The 19,959-nt window shown below is 64.4% G+C and carries 17 protein-coding genes; 7 read left to right on the forward strand and 10 right to left on the reverse strand.

Features of this window, described 5'->3' with window-relative positions; all coding sequences use genetic code 11:
- Window positions 1-240 precede the first annotated feature (240 nt).
- Window positions 241-1,284: an energy transducer TonB gene (locus B0E48_RS13010; protein WP_077518575.1), complete on the forward strand. Its 1,044-nt coding sequence runs from the start codon at window positions 241-243 to the stop codon at window positions 1,282-1,284.
- Between the two features lie 87 nt (window positions 1,285-1,371).
- Here the strand turns inward: B0E48_RS13010 and B0E48_RS13015 are convergent, their stop codons facing one another.
- Complete coding sequence (locus B0E48_RS13015) at window positions 1,372-2,670, reverse strand: serine hydrolase domain-containing protein (RefSeq protein WP_077518576.1); 1,299 nt, start codon at window positions 2,668-2,670, stop codon at window positions 1,372-1,374.
- Window positions 2,671-2,725: 55 nt separating this feature from the next.
- Between B0E48_RS13015 and B0E48_RS13020 the strand changes: the two genes are divergently transcribed.
- From B0E48_RS13020 to B0E48_RS13030, 3 genes are all read left to right on the forward strand, one after another.
- Complete coding sequence (locus B0E48_RS13020; protein WP_077518577.1) at window positions 2,726-3,313, forward strand: LemA family protein; 588 nt, start codon at window positions 2,726-2,728, stop codon at window positions 3,311-3,313.
- A 52-nt stretch (window positions 3,314-3,365) separates the two neighbouring features.
- Window positions 3,366-5,282 carry a M48 family metallopeptidase gene (locus B0E48_RS13025; protein ID WP_077518578.1) on the forward strand — a complete coding sequence of 639 codons (1,917 nt, stop codon included), beginning with the start codon at window positions 3,366-3,368 and terminating at the stop codon, window positions 5,280-5,282.
- A gap of 255 nt (window positions 5,283-5,537) precedes the next feature.
- A complete protein-coding gene (locus B0E48_RS13030; RefSeq protein WP_254423963.1) occupies window positions 5,538-6,845 on the forward strand; it encodes an MFS transporter in 1,308 nt (435 codons plus the stop codon).
- A 62-nt stretch (window positions 6,846-6,907) separates the two neighbouring features.
- On the opposite strand, the gene B0E48_RS13035 is transcribed toward B0E48_RS13030, so the two are convergent.
- The 3 genes from B0E48_RS13035 to mtgA all read right to left on the reverse strand — a co-directional run bounded on the left by B0E48_RS13035 (window position 6,908) and on the right by mtgA (window position 9,188).
- Window positions 6,908-7,336 (reverse strand): CBS domain-containing protein, encoded by a 429-nt coding sequence (locus B0E48_RS13035; RefSeq protein ID WP_077518580.1) that lies wholly within the window; start codon window positions 7,334-7,336, stop codon window positions 6,908-6,910.
- Between the two features lie 108 nt (window positions 7,337-7,444).
- A complete protein-coding gene (locus B0E48_RS13040; RefSeq protein WP_077518581.1) occupies window positions 7,445-8,383 on the reverse strand; it encodes a glycosyltransferase family 2 protein in 939 nt (312 codons plus the stop codon).
- A 64-nt stretch (window positions 8,384-8,447) separates the two neighbouring features.
- Complete coding sequence (mtgA, locus tag B0E48_RS13045; RefSeq protein WP_077518582.1) at window positions 8,448-9,188, reverse strand: monofunctional biosynthetic peptidoglycan transglycosylase; 741 nt, start codon at window positions 9,186-9,188, stop codon at window positions 8,448-8,450.
- Window positions 9,189-9,292: 104 nt separating this feature from the next.
- On the opposite strand from mtgA, the gene B0E48_RS13050 reads away from it, so the two are divergent.
- Window positions 9,293-10,183, forward strand: a complete 891-nt coding sequence (locus tag B0E48_RS13050; RefSeq protein ID WP_174566744.1) for an Hsp33 family molecular chaperone HslO — start codon at window positions 9,293-9,295, stop codon at window positions 10,181-10,183.
- A 34-nt stretch (window positions 10,184-10,217) separates the two neighbouring features.
- On the opposite strand, the gene B0E48_RS13055 is transcribed toward B0E48_RS13050, so the two are convergent.
- The gene (locus B0E48_RS13055; RefSeq protein ID WP_077518584.1) at window positions 10,218-13,124 is read right to left on the reverse strand and encodes an EAL domain-containing protein; all 2,907 of its coding nucleotides are present in this window, start codon (window positions 13,122-13,124) and stop codon (window positions 10,218-10,220) included.
- Between the two features lie 243 nt (window positions 13,125-13,367).
- Between B0E48_RS13055 and B0E48_RS13060 the strand changes: the two genes are divergently transcribed.
- Window positions 13,368-14,282 carry a hypothetical protein gene (locus B0E48_RS13060; RefSeq protein ID WP_077518585.1) on the forward strand — a complete coding sequence of 305 codons (915 nt, stop codon included), beginning with the start codon at window positions 13,368-13,370 and terminating at the stop codon, window positions 14,280-14,282.
- A 90-nt stretch (window positions 14,283-14,372) separates the two neighbouring features.
- On the opposite strand, the gene B0E48_RS13065 is transcribed toward B0E48_RS13060, so the two are convergent.
- The 5 genes from B0E48_RS13065 to B0E48_RS13085 all read right to left on the reverse strand — a co-directional run bounded on the left by B0E48_RS13065 (window position 14,373) and on the right by B0E48_RS13085 (window position 18,897).
- A complete protein-coding gene (locus B0E48_RS13065; protein WP_077518586.1) occupies window positions 14,373-15,275 on the reverse strand; it encodes a DUF4097 family beta strand repeat-containing protein in 903 nt (300 codons plus the stop codon).
- Between the two features lie 13 nt (window positions 15,276-15,288).
- Window positions 15,289-15,738: a hypothetical protein gene (locus tag B0E48_RS13070; protein ID WP_077518587.1), complete on the reverse strand. Its 450-nt coding sequence runs from the start codon at window positions 15,736-15,738 to the stop codon at window positions 15,289-15,291.
- The gene (locus tag B0E48_RS13075) at window positions 15,735-16,280 is read right to left on the reverse strand and encodes an RNA polymerase sigma factor (protein WP_077518588.1); all 546 of its coding nucleotides are present in this window, start codon (window positions 16,278-16,280) and stop codon (window positions 15,735-15,737) included. The genes B0E48_RS13070 and B0E48_RS13075 overlap by 4 nt, the downstream gene beginning before the upstream one ends.
- Window positions 16,281-16,411: 131 nt before the next feature.
- The gene (locus B0E48_RS13080; protein WP_077518589.1) at window positions 16,412-18,193 is read right to left on the reverse strand and encodes a phosphoenolpyruvate carboxykinase (GTP); all 1,782 of its coding nucleotides are present in this window, start codon (window positions 18,191-18,193) and stop codon (window positions 16,412-16,414) included.
- A 125-nt stretch (window positions 18,194-18,318) separates the two neighbouring features.
- Window positions 18,319-18,897, reverse strand: a complete 579-nt coding sequence (locus B0E48_RS13085; RefSeq protein ID WP_077518590.1) for a TetR/AcrR family transcriptional regulator — start codon at window positions 18,895-18,897, stop codon at window positions 18,319-18,321.
- 138 nt (window positions 18,898-19,035) lie between these two features.
- Between B0E48_RS13085 and B0E48_RS13090 the strand changes: the two genes are divergently transcribed.
- Window positions 19,036-19,950 carry an alpha/beta hydrolase gene (locus B0E48_RS13090; protein ID WP_077518591.1) on the forward strand — a complete coding sequence of 305 codons (915 nt, stop codon included), beginning with the start codon at window positions 19,036-19,038 and terminating at the stop codon, window positions 19,948-19,950.
- The last annotated feature ends 9 nt before the right edge of the window (window positions 19,951-19,959 follow it).

The raw sequence follows: 19,959 nt of genomic DNA on the forward strand, positions 1-19,959 counted from the left end.
GTCGCGACGGCGGCGCCCCTGTTTCACGGTCATTTCGTCCCGGTGTTCCAGTGCGGGAGGCGTTCATCGATGCCTGTAGCGATTTTTCGCGGCGCGTCGTGAAATCACGCACGATTTGCCGTGTTGCGTCATTGGAGCTACCTTCTGCATATCCGCGCCGCGGTGAGTCCGGGGGACTCGTCGCTCCTGGATCGACAGGGGGAAAAAGCGCGGGTATCTGTCGACACTCAGTGAGAGACCATGGATACCCGATACATACTCAATACGCGCCGGCATGCGCGTGGGGCCGCCAAGCCCCTGATCATTGCCATCATTGCCATCATTGCCCTGCTTGTTGTGGGTGCCTGGTTCCTGATCATCAAGCCGCATCAGGAATTGATCATGGCCGATTCGGGCGGTCACCCGTCCACACCAGTGTCCGCTAGAACACAGGTGGCACCGCCGCCGCCTGCGGACGTGGCGGCGATGGACGTCAACCAGCTGCTGACCGAAGCGCGTACTGCGATGAACCAGCAACGCTACCTGGCGCCAGTCGGTAACAACGCCTTCGAATTCTATCTGCGGGTGCTGGTGAAGGACCCCGGCAACAAGGTGGCTTCGGATGCCTTGCGCGAGACGTTCCCGTTCGCCGCCAACTCGGCGGAGCAGTCGATCAACTCGCGTGACTTCAATGAAGCACAACGTCAGATCGACTTGCTGGCCAAGGCCGACCCGACCAACTTCACACTGACCATCCTGCGTTCCAAGCTGGATGCCCAGCGCAAGACGCTGGACAAGCAACAGCAGCAGGAGCTGGATCAGCAGAAGGCGCAGCAGCTGGCGACCCAGAAGTCTGCTGCAGACAAACAGGCGGCGGATCAGCTGGCGGCGGAGCAGCAGAAGAACCAGCTGGCCGAGCAGCAAAAAGAGAAGTCGGCGCATGCAACGCCATCGGCAAATCAGCCAGCCGAGGCGGCGGCCAAGCCGGCGGCGGCGGAGGCGACTGCGGCGGCGGGTAGCCCGACAGCCGGCGGTGAGACCAGCGATGCGACACTGCTGAAGAGCGTCACGCCGACCTATCCATCCCCGGCACTGCGCGCGCATCAGAGCGGTTGGGTGGTGGTGTCGTACTCGATCGCAGCGGATGGTCATACCGACGACATCCACGTGGTCGACGCGCAGCCCAAGCGGGTGTTCGATAACGCCGCGATGGATGCGGTGCGCCGCTACCGCTTCAAGCCGGCGATGAAGGATGGTGTGGCGGTATCCACCACGCAGCAGCTGAAGATCGAATTCAACCTCTGATCTGATGGCACAAACGTAACCGGCGCATGTATGCGCCGGTTACGTTTGGATGCTCATGAGTGTTGCGTGGCGTCCACCGGCCACCACTCACAGATGGCGATGCGTCGTGCGGCGTTTCTTCTTCGGTGGCACAACCTTGCGGGCTGGGGCATCGCTTTCGATGCCGGCCCAGTCCACGTGCGGCAGGCCGAGCAGGCCGTCGAATACCATCGGCATCAACCCGCTCGGGACTGGCCCGGTTGAATTCCACAGGGTGACCACGCCGATGCGGTACTTCGGGAAGAAGCCGATCATGGTGCGATAGCCGGCCACGGCACCCGCGTGAAAGACCAGGGTTTCACCGCCGTACTGATACACCCGCCAGCCCAGCGCGTAGTGCGCGTCAGTCAGCCTTGCACGGCGCCAGGGCGTGGCGCGCAGCTCGCTGGGCGTGGCGACTCCCGGCGTATGCAATACATCCAGCAGTGCTTCCGGCAGAACGTCCGGACGTCCGCCCATCTGCGCGATCAGCCATTTCTCCATGTCGTGCAGGCTGGCATTGACGCCGGCAGCCGGGGCCACGCGGTAATAGGTCTCGCTCGGCTCGAAGGGTTTCCAGCCATGGCTGGTCGCCGAATGCGGGCGTGCCCAGCTCTTGCTGGATTCCAGCGCGGCACGGCCGTAGCTCGCGTTGGTCATGCCCAGCGGGTAGAACAGGCGTTTGTCGACCTGACGGTAGAAGAAGTCGCCGGTGCGCGCGAGCACCACGTCACCGATCATGCCGAAGGCGACATTCTGGTAGCCGTAGCACTGGCCGACGCCACAGACCAGATCGACCTCGTCCAGCTTGCGCACCAGTTCCTCATAGGGAATGTCGCCCTCGAGCATGTTGTCGTAGGTGTTGGGTGGCAGGCCCAGGCGTTGTCCCAGGATGTCGCTCACGGTGGCTTCCGAAGCGGCCTGCATGTCCTTGAGCTTGAAGTACGGCAACACGTCGATCAGCTTGGTATCCCAGCTCAACCTGCCGTCGTCCACCAGCAGCCCGGTGATCGCGGTGGCAAAGGCCTTGGACAACGAGGCGAGCCGGAACACGGTGTCCGCTGTCACCGGTTGCTGGGTCGCTGCATTGGCGTAGCCGACGGTGCGCTCGAACACCACCTTGTCGTCGATCACCACGGCGGTCACCAGGCCGGCGACAGCCTTGCGCTCGGCGAGTCGATCCAGCCAGTGCTGGTAGTCGGCGAGCGTGCTCTGGACGCGCGCCGGAGGCAGCGCCGGCATCGCGGGGTGCGCCATCTTGGCAGTGGCGGGGGGCTGCAGCGAAGCGCCGGTCGTACCCGCGCAGACTGGCACACAGACCAGCCCGAGCGCGCCCGCGAGCGGTAGAAAAATTTTGCGAAACTGCATGGTATTCTGGCGTGGTTCCGGCGTGGGGATGCGCCGCTGAGTAGGGAGTGTGACGATGGGCCTGATCATTTTTCTGGTTGTTGTCGTTCTGATTGTCTTGTACTTCGTGGCGATCTACAACGGACTGGTCACTTCGCGCAACGGCTACAAGAATGCCTTTGCGCAAATCGACGTGCAGCTGACTCGGCGCCACGACCTGATCCCGAATCTGGTGGAAACGGCCAAGGGTTATCTCGCGCATGAACGCGGTACGCTCGAGGCGGTGGTACAGGCCCGCAACGCAGCGGTCAGCGGACTGGCCGGTGCCAAGGCCAACCCCGGCGATCCGGCTGCGATGCAGCAACTTTCCGGCAGCGAAAATGCTTTGACCCAAAGTCTGGGTCGTTTGTTCGCGCTCAGCGAGGCGTATCCGGATCTGAAGGCCAACCAGACCATGATGCAGCTCTCCGAGGAGCTGACCTCGACCGAGAACCGGGTCGCGTTCGCGCGGCAGGCCTATAACGACTCCGTGCTGACCTACAACAACAAGCGCGAGGTGTTCCCGGCCTCGTTCGTGGCGAACAGCTTCGGTTTCGCCGCGGCCGAGCCGCTGCAGGTCGAGGACCCGGCTGTACGTGCCGCGCCGAAGGTTTCCTTCACCTGATCGCCACGGCCATCGCGACTTGAGTCGCGATGGCTTTGCAGCGGGAGTCTCGATGGATTTCTTTGCGCAACAGGCGCGCGTACGCGGCAGCAGCCGGCGACTGGTCGCGCTGTTCGTGCTGGCGGTGATCGCGATCGTGCTGACGATCGACGCGGTGGTGTGGCTCAGCATGGGTCATCACCCGCTCGACGGTGAACCCGCGCGGTCGAATCTGCCGCTGCTGTTCACCAGCAGCGTGGTGGTGCTGGCAGGGATCGGACTCAGCTCGCTGTTCCGCATCATGAGCCTGTCCGGCGGCGGCAAGTCGGTGGCGGAAAGCGTTGGCGCGGTGCCAGTGACGCCGGATACGCGCGATCCGCAACTGCGCCAGCTGCGCAACGTGATCGAGGAAGTGGCGATCGCCGCCGGCGTGCCGGTGCCGGACATCTATCTGATGGAGCAGGAGCCCGGCATCAATGCCTTTGCAGCCGGCTACTCGGCGTCCGACGCGGCGGTGTGCGTGACCCAGGGCTGCCTCGACAACCTGAGTCGCGACGAGCTGCAAGGCGTGATCGCACACGAGTTCAGTCATGTATTGAACGGCGACATGCGACTCAACATCCGCCTGATGGGCCTGTTGTTCGGCATCATGGTGCTGGCGATCGTGGGGCGGCAGGTGGTGTGGTTTGGCGGTGGCCGCAGCAGTCGGCGCGATGGCGGTGCTGGCCAGGTGTGGATGATCGGGCTGGCACTGATCGTGGTCGGTTACATCGGTTATTTCTTCGGCCGTCTGATCCAGGCAGCGGTGGCGCGCTCGCGCGAATCGCTGGCCGACGCCTCGGCCGTGCAGTTCACCCGTCAGACCGACGGCATTGCCGGCGCACTGAAGAAAATCGCGATCCTCAGCGAAGGCTCCGAACTGCAGGCAGCGAACAAGCACGAAGTGGCGCACATGCTGTTCGGCGAGGCCGACAAGTTCAACGCGTTGTTCGCCACCCATCCGCCGCTGCTGCAGCGTATTCGTGCACTGGAACCAGGCTTTCGCGAAGAGGAACTGGAGCAACTGGCGAGGTCGCTGCAACAGGGTGCCGCGACGCCATCCGCGGCTGCTGTGGTCAGCAAGGCGTCGAACCCGCTGGATATACCGGGGTTCGCCGTGCCGCCACCGTTGCCGCCCGTGCTGGTGGGGGCGGTTGCGGCACAGGCCTCCATCGACTCAGCGGGTGTGCCTAGCTTCGCGCAGGCCGGCGTGGTGCATCGGAGTATCCCGGCCGACTTGATGGGCGCCGTGCAACAGCCGGAGTCGGCCTTGTCGGTGGTGCTGGCGTTGGCGATGTCGGCGCAGACGGACCTGCAGGCGCGCCAGCGGCAGTTGCTTGCCGATGGTTTTGGCGACGACGTGCAGCAGGCCGTGAGTACGGTCTTTGCCGAGGTCGAAACGCTGACGCCGGAGTTGCGGCTGCCGCTGGCAGCGTTGGCCTTCCCTGCGTTGAAACAGTTGCCGGAGGGACGTCGGCAGACCTTGCTGAGCACGCTGGATGCATTAGTGCGGCTGGATGGCCGGGTCGACCTGGACGAGTACTGCTTGACCCGTCTGCTGCGCGTGCAGCTGTTCGAAGCGCAGCAGCCGCGCCGTGCGCCGCTGGATGGGTTGAAGAAGTTGCCGGCCTGCCGCGACAGTGCGGCCCTGGTCTGCGCTGTAGTCGCAGCGTATGGCAGCACGGATGAAGCGTCGGCGCGCCGCGCCTGGTTGCTGGCGATGCAGCAGATGTTTCCTGGCGCAGCGATGCCGTGGCAGGCGCCACCGACCGCATGGCAGGCGCCGTTCGAGCGCGCGCTGGACGATCTGGATGGATTGATGCCGCCGGCCAAGGATCTGCTGATCCAGGGCCTGACCAGTGCGATCCAGGCCGATGGCGTGGTCAGCGTGGTAGAAGCCGAATTGCTGCGGGTGATCTGCGCCAGCCTGCATTGCCCGTTGCCGCTGTAGGCGCACGCTGTGCGCGAATGCTCTGCTGGGAGCGACTTCAGTCGCGATGCTTTTGAGCCATTCCACGCATCAGAGCATCGCGACTGAAGTCGCTCCCACCGAAGAGTGGCGTTTCACGCGATGCTCGTGGCCCGGGTCGCGCCGAACGCTAATGCATGGGTGTTGCCGGTAGGCAGCTTCGGCATGGAATCCCCGCCTTGGCGGGGCGCGCATGCACGCATGCTAGTCTTGCCGCGCCCCACGCTGGATGTGCCCGTGAGTTTGCCCCGTCAAGCCGTTGTGGAACAAGGCGCTGCGCCGACGCTGTCCGCGCTGGCGTTTTTTTTCGTGATGACGTCGTACTACATCATGCGGCCGGTCAGGGATCAGCTGATCGGTGCGGTCGGCTCGGAGTCGCTGCCGCTGTTCTACATTGCAGTGTTCGTGGTGATGCTGCTGCTGACGCCGGTGTTTGGCTTGCTGGTGGCGCGCTTTCCACGCAAGCGGCTGCTCGGCTGGAGCTACAGCTTCTTCATCCTGTGCCTGCTCGCGTTCGTGCCGGCGTTCGTGGAGCAGGACCGCCTCGGCGCCCGTGCGCTGGGTGTGGTGTTCTACGTCTGGGGCAGCGTGTTCAACCTGTTCGTGGTGTCGCTGTTCTGGAGTTTCATGGCCGACATCTTCTCGAGTGGCGAGGCCCGGCGGGTGTTCTCGCTGATCGCGCTGGGTGGCATGGCCGGGGCGATCTTCGGCCCGCTGGTGACCAAGTTATTGGTGCAGTTGATCGGCGTGGCGCCGCTGCTGCTGGTTTCGGCGGTGGCCTTGGCTCTGGCCCTGGTCCTGCTCCTGCGGCTTTCCGCGCAACATGAGCGGCGACCGGATAGCCGTGGCGATGAAGTGATCGGCGGCTCGCTGTGGGCAGGCGTCAAGGAGTTGTGGTCGCGCCCGTTCCTGCGCTACATGGCATTGCTGATGTTGTTCGGCGATGGCATCGGCACGCTGGCCTATGCGCTGGTGGCTGATTACGCCAAGGCGCATCTCGCGGATGCGGTGGCACGCACTTCGTTTTACAACGACCTGGATCTGGCCACCAACCTGCTTGGCGCGGCGTTGCAGCTGAGCGTGACACCGTGGTTGCTGGTGCGTCGCGGCGCTGGCTGGGGCCTGGTGGTGCCATCACTGGTGAACCTGGCGTTGCTGGCCGGGGTAGCGTTGATCGGCGGTGGCAGCGTCCTGTTTTTCGGCTACAGCGTGCCGCTGCTGGCGGTGATGCTGGTGATCACGCGCGGCTTCGCCTATGGCATGACCAAGCCGGCGGTGGATGCGCTGTATACGCGGGTGCCGCGCGAGACGCGTTACAAGGGCAAGAATTTCGTCGAGACCGCGGTGTGGCGTTTTGGCGATGTCGTGGTCACCAGCGCCGTCAGCGGCCTGCGCCTGCTGGGTTGGGGTATCGGTGGGTTGGCCTTGCTGGGCGCCGGTGTCGCGGTGTTGGCGACGATGGTGGCTCGTCGTGCCGGATGGTCGCCCGATCTGGCGCCTGACGAACATGCGCGAATCCGTGCGGACGAAGCATCGTCCATCTGAGTCTGGCGGCCATACTTGCCGGCGGACCGCAGAGAGTCCTCTTGCGGGATTCCCGCTACGGCTCAGCTCGTGATGTAGCGCTGCAGGTGTTCGATCTGCTCGGCCTGGGCGTCGATCACCGCCTTGACCAGATCGCCGATCGAGATCACCCCGATCACGGCATTGCCTTGTACTACCGGCAGGTGCCGGATACGGCTGTCGGTGCACAGGCGCATGCAGTCGAATACATCGGTATCCGGGCCAACCGTCAGCGGCTCGCTGCTCATGATGTCGGACACGGCGGTCTGCGACGAGGAGCGGCCCTGCAGGATCACCTTGCGCGCGTAGTCACGTTCCGACACCACGCCGACCAATCGCTCGCCGCGCATCACCAGCAACGCACCGACCCGGTGTTCGGCCATGCGCTTGATCGCCTCGAGCACCGGCGCTTCCGGTGCAATGCTGAAGATCGTGCTGCCCTTGCTTTCCAGCAGATGCTTGACCTGGCTCATGCGTGGATCTCCCACTGGCCCCCTGGTGGGCCGTCTGTGACGAGTCTAACGCCGGTGCCGCTCCGAGGTGTAGCAAAGTCGTGAAGCCACGCGGCTGGCGCGATCGGCTCAGCGTGGATCGCGCGGCAAACGGTGCTCCTCGATGAAATACAGCGGCCGATGCTTGCTTTCGGCATAGTTGCGTCCGAGGTATTCGCCGATCACGCCGAGCGCCAGCAACTGCACGCCACCGAGGAACAGGATCACCAGCATCAGGGTCGGATAGCCTTGTACCGGATCGCCGTAGAACAACGCCTTGACCAGCACAAAGAGGCCGTAGACGAAGGCCAGTCCGGCCGAAGCCAGGCCAACCCAGGTGGCCAGCCGCAGCGGTGCGCTGGAGAACGAGGTGATGCCTTCGATCGCCAGTTGCCCCAGTCGCCAGTAGTTCCACTTGGTGGTGCCGGCCTGGCGTGGCTCGCGCAGGTAACGGACAGAGGTCTGGCGGTAACCGATCCAGCTGAACAGGCCTTTCATGAAGCGCTGTCGTTCGCGCAGTTGCCCCAGCGCGTCCAGTGCGCGGCGCGAGAGCAGCCGGAAGTCGCCGGTGTCGCGTGGAATCGTGGTATCCGACAGTCGTTCCATGCTGCGGTAGAACGCCGCCGCGGTGAACCGCTTGAAACCACTTTCGCCTTTGCGCGCGCTGCGCGTGGCGTATACCACGTCGTAGCCAGCCTGCCATTGCTCGACCAGGGCGGGAATCAGCTCAGGTGGATCCTGCAGGTCGGCATCGATCACCACGGCGGCGCCGTTCGCGACGGCGTCCAGGCCGGCGGTCAGTGCGGCCTCCTTGCCGAAGTTGCGCGACAGCTTGAGTGCGCCGGTGCGCGGGTTACCAGCGACCAGTGTCTCGATGATCGACCAGGTGTCGTCGCGACTGCCGTCGTCGACGTAGAGCACGCTGGAATCCAGCGGCAGGCCGTCCAGCACTTCCCGCAGCCGCTGGTGAAACGTCCCCAGCACGGCTGACTCGTTGTAGGCGGGCACGACGACGGTAAGTTGCGGCATGGACGGCGCCAGCGAGAGAAGGGTTCATGCTAACCAACCGCGGCGAGTCAGGCGAGGGCGCCGCTCAATGCGGTTGGCGTGATGGTGCGTGGCCTTCGATGTAGGGCGGCCCGCCCAGTTGATACATCTGCTGCTGGATCCAGCCGGCGCGCCGCAGCACATAGGCGCTGGGCTGATCCGCGTGCAGCCGGCGCGGGCTGGGCAGTACCGCGGCCAGTCGTGCGGCCTGCGCCGGCGTGAGTCTGGCCGGCGCACTGTGGAAATACGCGTCGCTGGCCGCACCCACGCCGTAGATGCCATCGCCCAGCTCGGCGATGTTCATGTACACCTCGAGGATGCGCTGCTTCGGCCAGGTCAGCTCGATCAGCACGGTGAAATACGCCTCCAGTCCCTTGCGTACGAAGCTGCGGCCATTCCACAGGAACAGGTTCTTGGCGGTCTGTTGACTGATCGTGCTGGCGCCGCGCAGGCGCCTGCCATCGTCGGCGGCGTCGATCGCGTTGTGGATGGAGTCGAAGTCGAAACCGTGGTGATAGGGAAACTTCTGGTCCTCTCCGGCGACCATCGCCAGCGGCACCCACGGCGTGACCTGGCCCCACGGCACCCAGTGCTGACGCAGCTGGAAATCCTTCTCGCGGTGCACCCATGCACCCAGCTGGCGTTCCAGCATCACCGCCGACGTCCATGGCGGCACGAAGCGCAGCAGGAGCACCAGCAACCAGCTCAGCGCCAGCCATGCCAGCACGAGGATCGCCAGTGAGCGCAACAGGCGAATCAGCAGGGGGCGGCGAAGCACAGGAAGCATGGCGGTACGCGCAGGAAGATGGGGCAGTATAAGGGGCGTTGTCCCGACGCTGCCGCGCCCCCATCTGTGACGCTTGACCTCATGAGAGCCTTGCTGTGGAAAACCTGCCTGTCGACGATGTGTTGCACCGCTTTCTGCTGGAACACGCCGGTGTGCGTGGTGCGGTGGTGCGGTTGGGGCCGGCCTGGCGCGAAGTCGCCGGTCGCGCCGACTATCCGCCGGCCGTGCGAGCGGTACTCGGCGAGGCACTGGCAGCCAGCGCGCTGCTGACCGGCAACATCAAGCTGGATGGCGCGCTGTCGGTCGAGCTGAAGAGCAGCGGCGCACTGCGCCTTTTGTTTGCCGAATGCACAGACCATGGCCGTTTGCGTGGTCTGGCGCGCTGGAATGAGCCGTTGCCCGAGCCGTTGGTGTTGAAGGCGCTGCCCGATGCGGGCATGGCGATCACCATCGGCAACGTCGAGCGTGGTCAGCGCTACCAGGGGCTGGTCGACCTGCAGCACGCGGGTGTCGCCGATGCGCTGGAAAATTATTTCATCCAGTCCGAGCAGCTGCCGGCGCGCATCCTGCTGGCTGCCAACGATGAGTACGCGGTCGGGCTGATGCTGCAGAAGATGCCGGACGAAGGTGGTCACCACGCCGCCAAGGACGACGATGCGTGGAGCCGCGTCGTGCATCTGACGGCCACCCTGGGCGTGGAGGAATTGCTGGCGACCGCGCCGGAGCAGCTGTTGTACCGGCTTTACCATGAGGAGTCGGTGCGTCTGTTCGAGCCACGCCCGCTCGCGTTCGGCTGCAGCTGCAGCCGCGAGCGGGTGACCGGGATGCTGCGCTCGCTCGGTCGCGACGAAGTCGAGGCGGCGCTGGCGGCGCGGGGCGACGAGATCGAGGTGATCTGCGAATTCTGTGCACAACGCTATCACTTCGATCGCATCGATGCGGAGCTTCTGCTCAGCGCCCACGCGGCGCCGATCGCGCCGGATACCACGCAATGACAACGCGAGGCCTCAGGGGATTTTGAACAGACTCTCAGGTCAGCAGTAAGGGGTTGTTGTTCTTGCTCAGCCAGGTCTTGGCCGGCTGCGAGGCGGCAAACAGGAAGCCCTGGCCGTAGCGACAACCGACCCGGAGCAGGGCCTGCCGCTGCGATTCTTCCTCGATGCCTTCGGCGATCACCTTCATCTGCAGCGAGTCGGCCAGCACCTGGATCGCGCGCACCAGCGCCAGCCCCTGGGTTTCCTCGTCACCTTGCGGCAGTTCGGTGATGAAGGAGCGATCGATCTTCAGCGTATCGAACGGGTACTGGTGCAGATAGCTGAGCGAGGAGTAGCCGGTGCCGAAGTCATCGAGTGCGATGCCGATGCCGCGGCTGCGCAAGTTCTTCAGTATCCGCTTGACCTGGGTCGGGTTCTCCAGCAACGCGTGTTCGGTCACCTCGATACGGATGCAGTGAGGTGGTACGGCGTACTGCTCGAACAGCGCGAGCAGTCGCTGATCGAGGTCGACGGAGCGGAAATGCCGGCCTGAGACATTGATGCTGATGAAGCCTTCGGTACCGATCAGGCGCACAGCCTGGGTGCAGACCTGTTCGAAGATCTGCCAGTCGATCGCCTCGGCGCAGCCACACTCCTCGGCGATCAGCAGGAAGTCGTGTGGCGTCAGCAGGCCGCGCTCGGGATGATGCCAGCGCAGCAGGGCCTCGTAACCGGCCACACGGCCGCTGTCGAGTTCGACGATGGGCTGGTAGAACGGTTCGAATTCGTTGCGGTTGAGCGCGTGGCGCAGGTCGCTCTCCATGTCCAGTAGCGACAGCGCTTCGCGCCGCAAGCGGTCGTCGAACAGCGCCGCGCGGTGGCGGCCACCGTCCTTCGCGTTGTACATCGCCGCGTCGGCGTCGCGCAGCAGTTCCTCTGGCTGACGGTAATGCGGGCTGGACAGCGCGACACCGATCGAGGCGGAGGTGAATATCTCCTTGGTGCCGAGCCGGAACGGTGTCTGCAGCTCGTTGATGATGCGCTCGGCAATCAGGGTGGCGTTGCCGGTGTCGTGGATGCCATCCAGCAATACCGCGAATTCATCGCCGCCCAGGCGTGCGACCACATCGCGGGTTTTCAGGCAGGCACGAATGCGGCCGCCGACCTGGAACAGCAGGTCGTCGCCGACCAGGTGACCGACCGAGTCGTTGATCACCTTGAAGCGGTCGAGATCGATGAACAGCACGGCGAACTGCTCGTTCGGGTTCGCGACGCTACGCTGCATCGCCTGCTCCAGCCGTTGCAGCAACAGGGAGCGATTGGGCAGTCCGGTCAACGAATCGTGCAAGGTTTCGTACTTCAGCCGGCGCTCGACCCGCTCGCGCTCGGCAATCTGCTCGCGCAGGTCGCGGTTGGCCAGCGCCAGTGCGCGGGTACGTTCGGTGACGCGGCGCTCCAGCCCGGCATAGGCCTGCTTCAGCGATGCGGCTGTCTGCTTGCGTTGCAGCGCGTTCGCGATGTGATAGCTGACGAAAGTCAGCAGCTCCTGGTCGCGTTCGCTGTAGGTGTGCTCGGGCGAATAACTCTGCAGGGCCAGCACGCCCATCGCCTTGCCGCCCAATATCAGCGGCACGCCGAGCCAGCACACCGAGAGGGCGCCGAAGTGACTGATCTCGCCGAGCGCAATCAGTCGCTCGACTTCCCGCGGGTCCGCCAGCAGCGGCTTGCCATGGCGCAATACGTATTCGGTCAGGCCACGACCGTGTGCGCGTGGTGGTCGCACGCTGTCGACATCGTCCACCGAGTAAGGGAAGGTCAGGTGCCCGCTCTCCGCATCGACCAGAGCGATGTAGAAGTTACGCGCGTACAGCAGGCCGCTGATCACCTGGTGCATCGCCGCGTAGAATTTTTCCGGTCCTTCCGAGGTGTTGGCGAGTTCGGCAATACGGAACAGTGCCGCCTGCAACCGTTCGCCACGCTGGCGTTGCAGCACCTGCTGGCGCAGCACGCGATTGGCCTCGCGCAACGCGGCGGTGCGATCGGTCACCCGGTGCCCCAGCTCGATATGCGCCTCGCGCCGCTCCAGCGCGGTCTGCACGTGCTGGGCCACGTAATTCAGCAGCTCCAGATCATGTTGCGAATAATGGGTGTCGGTGCGGTAGCTCTGCACCACGATGCCACCCACCACGCGATCGCTGCGCAGCAGTGGTACGCCCAGCCAATGCTCGCAACTCGGCCCGACCAGGACGAAACGGTCGCCGAACTGCTGCCGCAGTTCCTCGATCGAGCCCATCAACGGGCGACCTTCCTGCAGCAGGTTCCAGGTCAGGCTGTGCAGCATGTCGCGCAGCGGCAGCTCCTGATCGGGTGGTGGCGGATCGTTGTCGGCAATGTCGAGGTAATAAGGGAAGCGGACGCTGTCGGTGGCGGCGTCGTACAGCACGATATAGAAGTTTTCCGCATACATCAGGCTGCTGACGATGGCATGCAGCGAGCGCATCATCTCGGGCATGTCGTGCCCGGCACCGGCCTGCTCGGCGATCGCGTAGAGTGCACGCTGCAAGCGTTCGGCCAGCGCCAGTCGCGAAATCGCCTCATACAGGCGGCTGGTTTCGGCGAGCTGCCGCAGTCGGGCATCGGCCAGTCGTCCAAGCCACACCAGCGAGTCACGCACCCCATCGGGCAGCGGCAGCTCGGTCGCTTCCAGCGTGAGCTTCCGCGAACCCTGGGGGTCCTCCGCCAAGTCGAGCTGACCTGACGGCAAGTGGATGGGTTGCTCGTCCACGCGACGCCAGCGCAATCGGCCGTGGATACCGAAGCTGCTCCACGCAAGTTCGCAGATTTCCATGACGCTGCCGACGTCGGCGGCCTCGAACAAGCGTTCGGCTGCATGGTGCAAGGCCGCAAGATCCTGCGCCGCGGATGGCGGCCCGGATGAACGGATCGTTGGCGTGGCACTCATGGGGCTATGGTCAGTTCCTGGGCGATCCGACGGGGTCTGCGTTGAACGCCTTTATATCGTGTAAGTTGGGCTCGTCGCCAGCGATCCCGATGCCGTGAACCTGCGAACAATCGAACCCGTCGGAGAATGGCACAAACCATGCGATTTTGTGCGTTGTAGCTGGTTTGGGGGTGTTAGTAAAATGTAAAACAAGATATAGTTGTTACCCATATTCCGAACACCTGTGAGTGGTTTGCCCGGGTCATGCGTCGCCTGTCCGCCCTGCTGCTGATTTTCCTGCTGCCGTTTGCTGCAGCCGGGCAGTCTGTGAGCGGTGACAGCGCCTTGGCCCAGCGTCTGCTGACGCAGCCACCGGATCAGATGACCGAAGTCGCGCCTGGCGTGGTCGTGCCCTTGTGGCGTGGCACCGATGGTCGTCTGCTCGCGCTCAAGGCGAATAGCAGCAACGGCGCCGATGCGTTGAGCCAGAATGCCCCGCTGGCGCTGCATGTGGTTGATGCAGCCAGTGTCATGACGACGGGTCTGCAATATGGATTGGGTCCGAACCTGCAGGCGCATGCCGAAGTCAGTGAGCACTCGTGGGTCAACCAGCCGCTGCGTATCATCGGCAGCGAAGTGGGAGCCACTTATGCCACGGGGCGTTACAGCCTCGGGGTAAGCGTCGGCGCCAATAGCGTGCCCGACAACAACAATACGGTCTTGCCGCGGGTGCTGCCGGGTGTTGCCTCGGGCGTCGATGGCCTGTCCGGTTTTGACAGCAGTTCACAGCTCAATGCGCGTGGCCGGCTTGCCTTGGGCAGCAAGAGCGGCATCGATCTGGGTGCCAGCGTAGGTCGTATCAACCTGCTTCCGGGCAACTTGCTTGGCGTCAACACGCTGGAGCAGAAGGCATTGAGCTTTGGCATCGACCACGGTGCATTGAGCGGCGTCCTGATCGGTCGCAGCATGCAGCCTGAGGCCGGTATTCCGGGTGGTTTGAATGCGGATCGGCGCTGGAACAGCATCGACCTGGGTGTGACCTGGCGTTTGCCGTGGCGCGGCTCGTTGAGCGTCGGCGCACAGAACCTGTGGTCCTCCGGCACTCCGGCGAATACGCCGGCAGGTCCCGAGCCGGATCAGTCGCGCACACCGTATGTGCAGTATCACCAGGATCTCTGATCCTTAGATATCGAGCTGGTTGTTGCTGATCTGCTGACGCCGTCGCTCATGCGACGGCGTTTTCGTTGGTGATACCAGAACAGATCTGGGTTAGTTCAGCTTGCGGACGCGCAGATCGCCGCTGAAAGTTTCGACGTTGATCGTGCCGCGACCATTGCCGAGGGTGGTGTCCAGGCTGCTGCCGGGCCCGTGCTCGGGCTTTTGCGGCGTACCGAAATCGCTGCGCAGGTCGCCACTGAAGCTGCTGGCGTGCAGGCTGCCGGACGTGGCTGCTGGCAGTTGCAGCTGCACATCGCCGCTCATGCTGTCGATCCCCAGCTTGCCGTCGGCAGCGAGGGCACCGGTCAACTGCACGTCGCCGGATACCGTACTCAGCGTCAGCTTCTTCCACGGTCCACCGTTGGCCTGGATGCGGCCGGAAATGGTCTGCAGCTTCACGTCGCTGCCGAGCACGGGGGCGAGGATGTCGCCACTGACGGTTTGCAGATCGGCCTGCTCGGCATGCCCGGCCAGCTCGATGCCGCCGCTGACGCTTTCCACTTTGAGTGCCGGCGTGCGCGCATTGATACGCGTCCTGCCGCTGACCGTGTTGACCTCGATGTTGCCACCGTCAATGCCGTCGATGACCAGCGGTGCGCTGACTACGCCGACGTCGAGTGACGCACTCTTGGGGACATGCAGTTCCAGCGTGGTGGGCGCCATCCGGTTGCCGCTGCTCCAGCTGAACCAGCTGGAGCCGCCCTGAGGTTCGACCTTGATCGCCAGGTTGTTGCTGCTGCCGGTGATCGTCAGCGGCTTGGCACCCTCGCCAAGCTGGCCACCGACCTGCACCTCATTGCGATCCCACGCGGTCACGGTCACCGTGCCAGCGATGTTGCTGACGCTGACATGCACCGTCGGCGTGGCGTCGTGGCTCAGCTGGATCGGCGTGCCGGCCAGGGCCTGGCCAACGCACAGACACAGCAGCAGGGGAACATAGCGGGTGACTTTCATGATCGGTCCTGGTTCAGCCGGCCTGAGCGGCCAGTTGGTGCAATTGGGTTTGCTGATGTTCGGTACGGCTGAGCAGGCGCTGCAATACAGGCGAATCAGGTGCCTGCTGGATGGCCTGCTGCAGCTCCATGCGCGCGGCGTCCAGCTCGATCGCGGCGCCGGCCAGGCGCGGATCGGCGGGTTTCCACGGCTTCGTCATCGTGCTGGCCAACGTTGTCGCGCCCATCACGTGTTGCAGGTGCCAGCCGATACCGCCGGCCAGCAACACCGATGCGGCAACGGTTGTGGCAATCAGCCAGCGTCGCCGGTGTCCCGGCTGATGATCATGCGGCTGCTGGATCGTGGATGCGCGAGTGAGTGCGTCGTCGCCCAATGCGGCGTCGATCGAGGCCCACAGATCGCGTTGTGGCGTGAGTGGCTGATGCAGGTCGCGCAGTTGCCGGCGCCATTCGAATTCGTTCATGACCTTTCTCCCAATGTCTTGCGCAACAGGCCGCGAGCGCGATGCAGTTGCGCTTTCGACGTGCCGACCGCCATGCCCAGTTCGTTGCCGATCTCCTCGTGCCGCCAGCCTTCGATGTCGTGCAGTACCAGCACGGCGCGGGCGCGTGGCGGCAGCAGGCCGATCGCGTGTTCGAGTTCCTCGCGTTCGGCGGCACAAAACGGTGTCGCGCCGGTGTCCGGCATTTGCTCGTCATCCAGCATGCTGACCGGATCGGCGTTGCGCGCACGGATGTCCATCAGCGCCACGTTCACCGCGAGCCGGTACAGCCAGGTGCCGAATGCACTCTCGTGACGAAAACCAGGCAGCTTCTGCCAGGCGCGGATGAACGCATCCTGGGTCAGGTCCTCGGCACGGGCGCGGTCGTAGCCAGCGAGACGGTAGACCGCACCATGCACGCGACCCACATGCAGCCGGTACAGCCGCTGGAATGCCGCACGATCACCGGCAGCCGCGGCGCGCACGTCATCGGTGTCGTTGGCTCCCGTAGGGGCAGGCGACATGGAGCTTCCAGAAGCAGGGCAGGCGGCGATCATCTTGCCAGCTTGGATGCGCCGTCACGCGAAAGGGTTTGCACCGCTGTCGCGGTGCGGGCACGGGCAGGTCCGCGAGAGCTGCCCGTGCCGGTGTTCGATCAGGATGCCGTCGCTTCACGTCGTGGCTGGTCTGTGGCTGCGAGTGTGCTTGCCACGCGCTGCTGCTCCTGGCGCAGGCGTTCCGGCAGGCGTGGCGCGAAGCTGTCCAGATACTCGCCGATGGCAGCAAGCTCAAGCCGCCATCCGGCGTGATCCACCGCGAGCAGTTCGTCGAGTTGGGCGTGGTCGAGCGCGAGCCCGCCCAGCTTCAGTTCGCCGTCGCCTGGCAGAATGCCGATCGGTGTTTCGACGCCATCGACGCGCTCTTCGACGCGATTGATCATCCACTCCAGCACGCGCAGGTTCTCGCCGAAGCCCGGCCACAGGAACTTGCCATCCTTGCCCTTGCGGAACCAGTTGACGTGGAAGATTTTCGGCAGCTTGGCGCCCGGCTGGTCGAGCGACAACCAGTGCGCGAAATAGTCGCCGTAGTGGTAGCCGCAGAACGGTTTCATCGCCATCGAATCGCGACGCAGCACACCGACCGCGCCGGTGGCGGCGGCCGTGGTTTCCGAGCCCATCGCGGCACCCATCAAGACGCCATGGTTCCAGTCGCGTGCTTCCATCACCAGCGGCAGCAGCGACGGACGCCGACCGCCGAACACGATCGCGCTGATCGGCACGCCCTGCGCGGCCTCGGCCTGTTCCGACCAGGTTGGGCACTGCCGTGCGCTGACCGTGAAACGTGAGTTCGGATGTGCGGCGGCGCCGTTGGTCGCATCGTAGGGACGGCCCTGCCAGTCGGTGACCGGTGTGCCGGGCAGGCCATCCCACCATGGCTGGTTGTCGGCGGTGACGGCGACGTTGGTGAAGATGGTGTCGCGCGTGGTGCTCTTCAGCGCGTTGGGATTGGTCGCGTCGCTGGTGCCCGGTGCCACGCCGAAGAAACCGGCTTCCGGATTGATCGCATACAGACGGCCATCCGCGCCGGGACGCATCCAGCAGATGTCATCGCCCACCGTCCACACCTTCCAGCCGTCCTGGCGATAGCCCTCCGGTGGTATCAGCATGGCGAGGTTGGTCTTGCCGCAGGCGGACGGGAATGCGGCGGCGATGTAGTGCGTCTCGCCTTGCGGGTTCTCGATGCCGACGATCAGCATATGCTCGGCCAGCCAGCCTTCGCTGCGCGCCTGATGACTGGCGATGCGCAATGCATGACATTTCTTGCCCAGCAGCGCATTGCCGCCGTAGCCGGAGCCGTAGGACTTGATCGACAGTTCGGCCGGGAAGTGCATGATGAAGCGGCGCTCGGGATCGAGTTCGCCGGTCGAGTGCAGCCCTTTGATGAACGCACCCTCGCGCTCGATCCGCGCCTGCGCCGCGGCGCCCATGCGGGTCATGATCTTCATGTTGGCGACCACGTACGGACTGTCGGTGATCTCCACGCCGCAGCGCGCCAGCGGTGAGTCGATCGGCCCCATGCAGTACGGAATCACGTACATGGTGCGGCCTTCCATGCAGCCGTCGAACAGCGCATCGATCTTCGCGTGCGCCGCGGCCGGATCCATCCAGTGATTGTTCGGGCCGGCATCCTGCTCGTCGGGATGGCAGACGAAGGTCAGGTGCTCGACGCGTGCCACGTCAGAAGGATGGGAGCGGTGCAGATAGCAGCCCGGATGGGTCTGCTGATTCAGCTCGATCAGGGTGCCCTCGGCCAGCATTTGCTGCACCAAGGTCTGGTATTCGGCATCCGAACCATCGCACCAGTGAACTTGGGCCGGACGCGTCAGCGCCGCCACTTCGTTTACCCAATGCTCGAGCGCATCCAGCTTGCTGGCCATCGTGTCCCTCTAAGGTCTTCGGAAAAATTGAACTGAAACGGTAGTTTGCGTGCACTGGTATTGCAAGGTTTCTTGCAACAAAAACGGCGCCAGATGGCGCCGTACGGGGATAATTGTGAAGCAGGTCAGGCCGGAATCAGGGTCGCGATCATATGTTCGACGTAGGCGTCGAATTCCTCGTGATTGATCCGCGGCAGGCCCAGCGTGAAATTCAGTTGCAGGAAGCCAACGTAGGCGGCATACGTCAACCGCGCGCGGTTCAACGCCTGTTGCGCCGGCAAGCCGGCTTCGCGATAGGCGGTGGTCAGGAACTCCATGCGCCGCTGCGACACGCGTGCCATCACCGGCACCACCTGCGGGTGATCAAGCGCCTTCAGCAGTGCGGCGTACACGCGATGCGGCTGCAGCTCGTGCGCGACCCGGCGGAACAGTTCGGGCAGGCGCTTGCGCGGATCGGCGATCTGTTCGATCTGGCCGAGCACTTCACGTTCGCCATACTGCTCCCAGCGTTCCAGCGCGGCGTTCAGCAACGCTTCGCGGGTACGGAAATGCCAGTAGAAACTGCCCTTGGTCACGCCCAGCTGGCGCGCCAAGGCCTCCACGGCCAACGCGCCGACGCCTTGTTCGGCGATCAGGTGCAGGGCGGCGAGTTCCCAATCTTCAGCTGACAGGCGGGTGCGTTCGGGTTTGCTGCTGACATTCATGTGCGTATGGTAGCCACACCCTGTGTATTTGTAATGTAGTGCGGCCAATCTGGCTGAATGCTTAGGCTCTGCAACTTGCATGGGGATCGCCGATGGGGCGGTTGACGGCACTCGCCGAGGCAATCCATACTCTTCCGTATGGTTTCTGATATCCCTCCTTTCCATACCGTCAGTCGTTTCCCCGTTGCCGATCTGGGTCTGGCGGTGGAGACGCGCAACCCGGCGGGCCATCCGACGCTGCTGTTCGCGCATGGTTTCGGCCAGACCCGCGGTGCCTGGAATGGTGCGGCCGTGGCACTGGCCGATGCCGGTTGCCGCTGTGTGACGTTCGATACCCGGGGCCATGGCGAAAGCGATCGCGTGGCGGCTGGTGCGGGCTCTGGTCATGGTTACCATATGGATCAGTTCGCCGATGACTTGCTGCGGCTCGCCGCGGCCCAGCCACAGCCGCCGATCCTGGTCGGCGCCTCGATGGGTGGCCTGCTCGGCATCGTGCTTGCCGGCGAGATGCGCCCGACGCCGTTTCGCGCACTGGTGCTGGTCGATATCACCCCGCGCTGGGAAACCGCGGGCGTGGAACGCATCCTCGCCTTCATGCATGCGCATCCGGATGGCTTCGCGAATTACACCGAGGCGGCCGAGCAGATCTCCAACTATCTGCCGCAGCGGCGCGAGCGCAAGAGCGAGGAGCAGCTGCGTCCGCTGTTGCGCGAAGGCGCCGATGGCCGGCTGCGCTGGCATTGGGACCCGGCCCTGCTGGCCGGCAGCCTGGTGCAGGAAAGCGAGCGCTATCAGCCGCGCCTGCAGACGGCCGCGGCGAAGATCGATGCCCCCGTGCTGCTGCTTTCGGGCGCGCGCAGCGACGTGGTCTCGCGCGCCACCGTCGATGAATTCCTGCAACTGGTGCCGCATGCCGAGCATGTGGAGCTGTCGCATGCCACGCATATGGTGGCAGGTGATGCGAATGATGCGTTCACGCGCGAAGTCGTCCGCTTCGTGCAGAGTCTGGATCCATCAGCTGACCGGCAGCATGCCGGCGCTGTTCAACCGTGATGAGGTGCT

The sequence above is a fragment of the Rhodanobacter sp. C03 genome, from assembly GCF_002001175.1.
Classification (GTDB): Bacteria; Pseudomonadota; Gammaproteobacteria; order Xanthomonadales; family Rhodanobacteraceae; genus Rhodanobacter.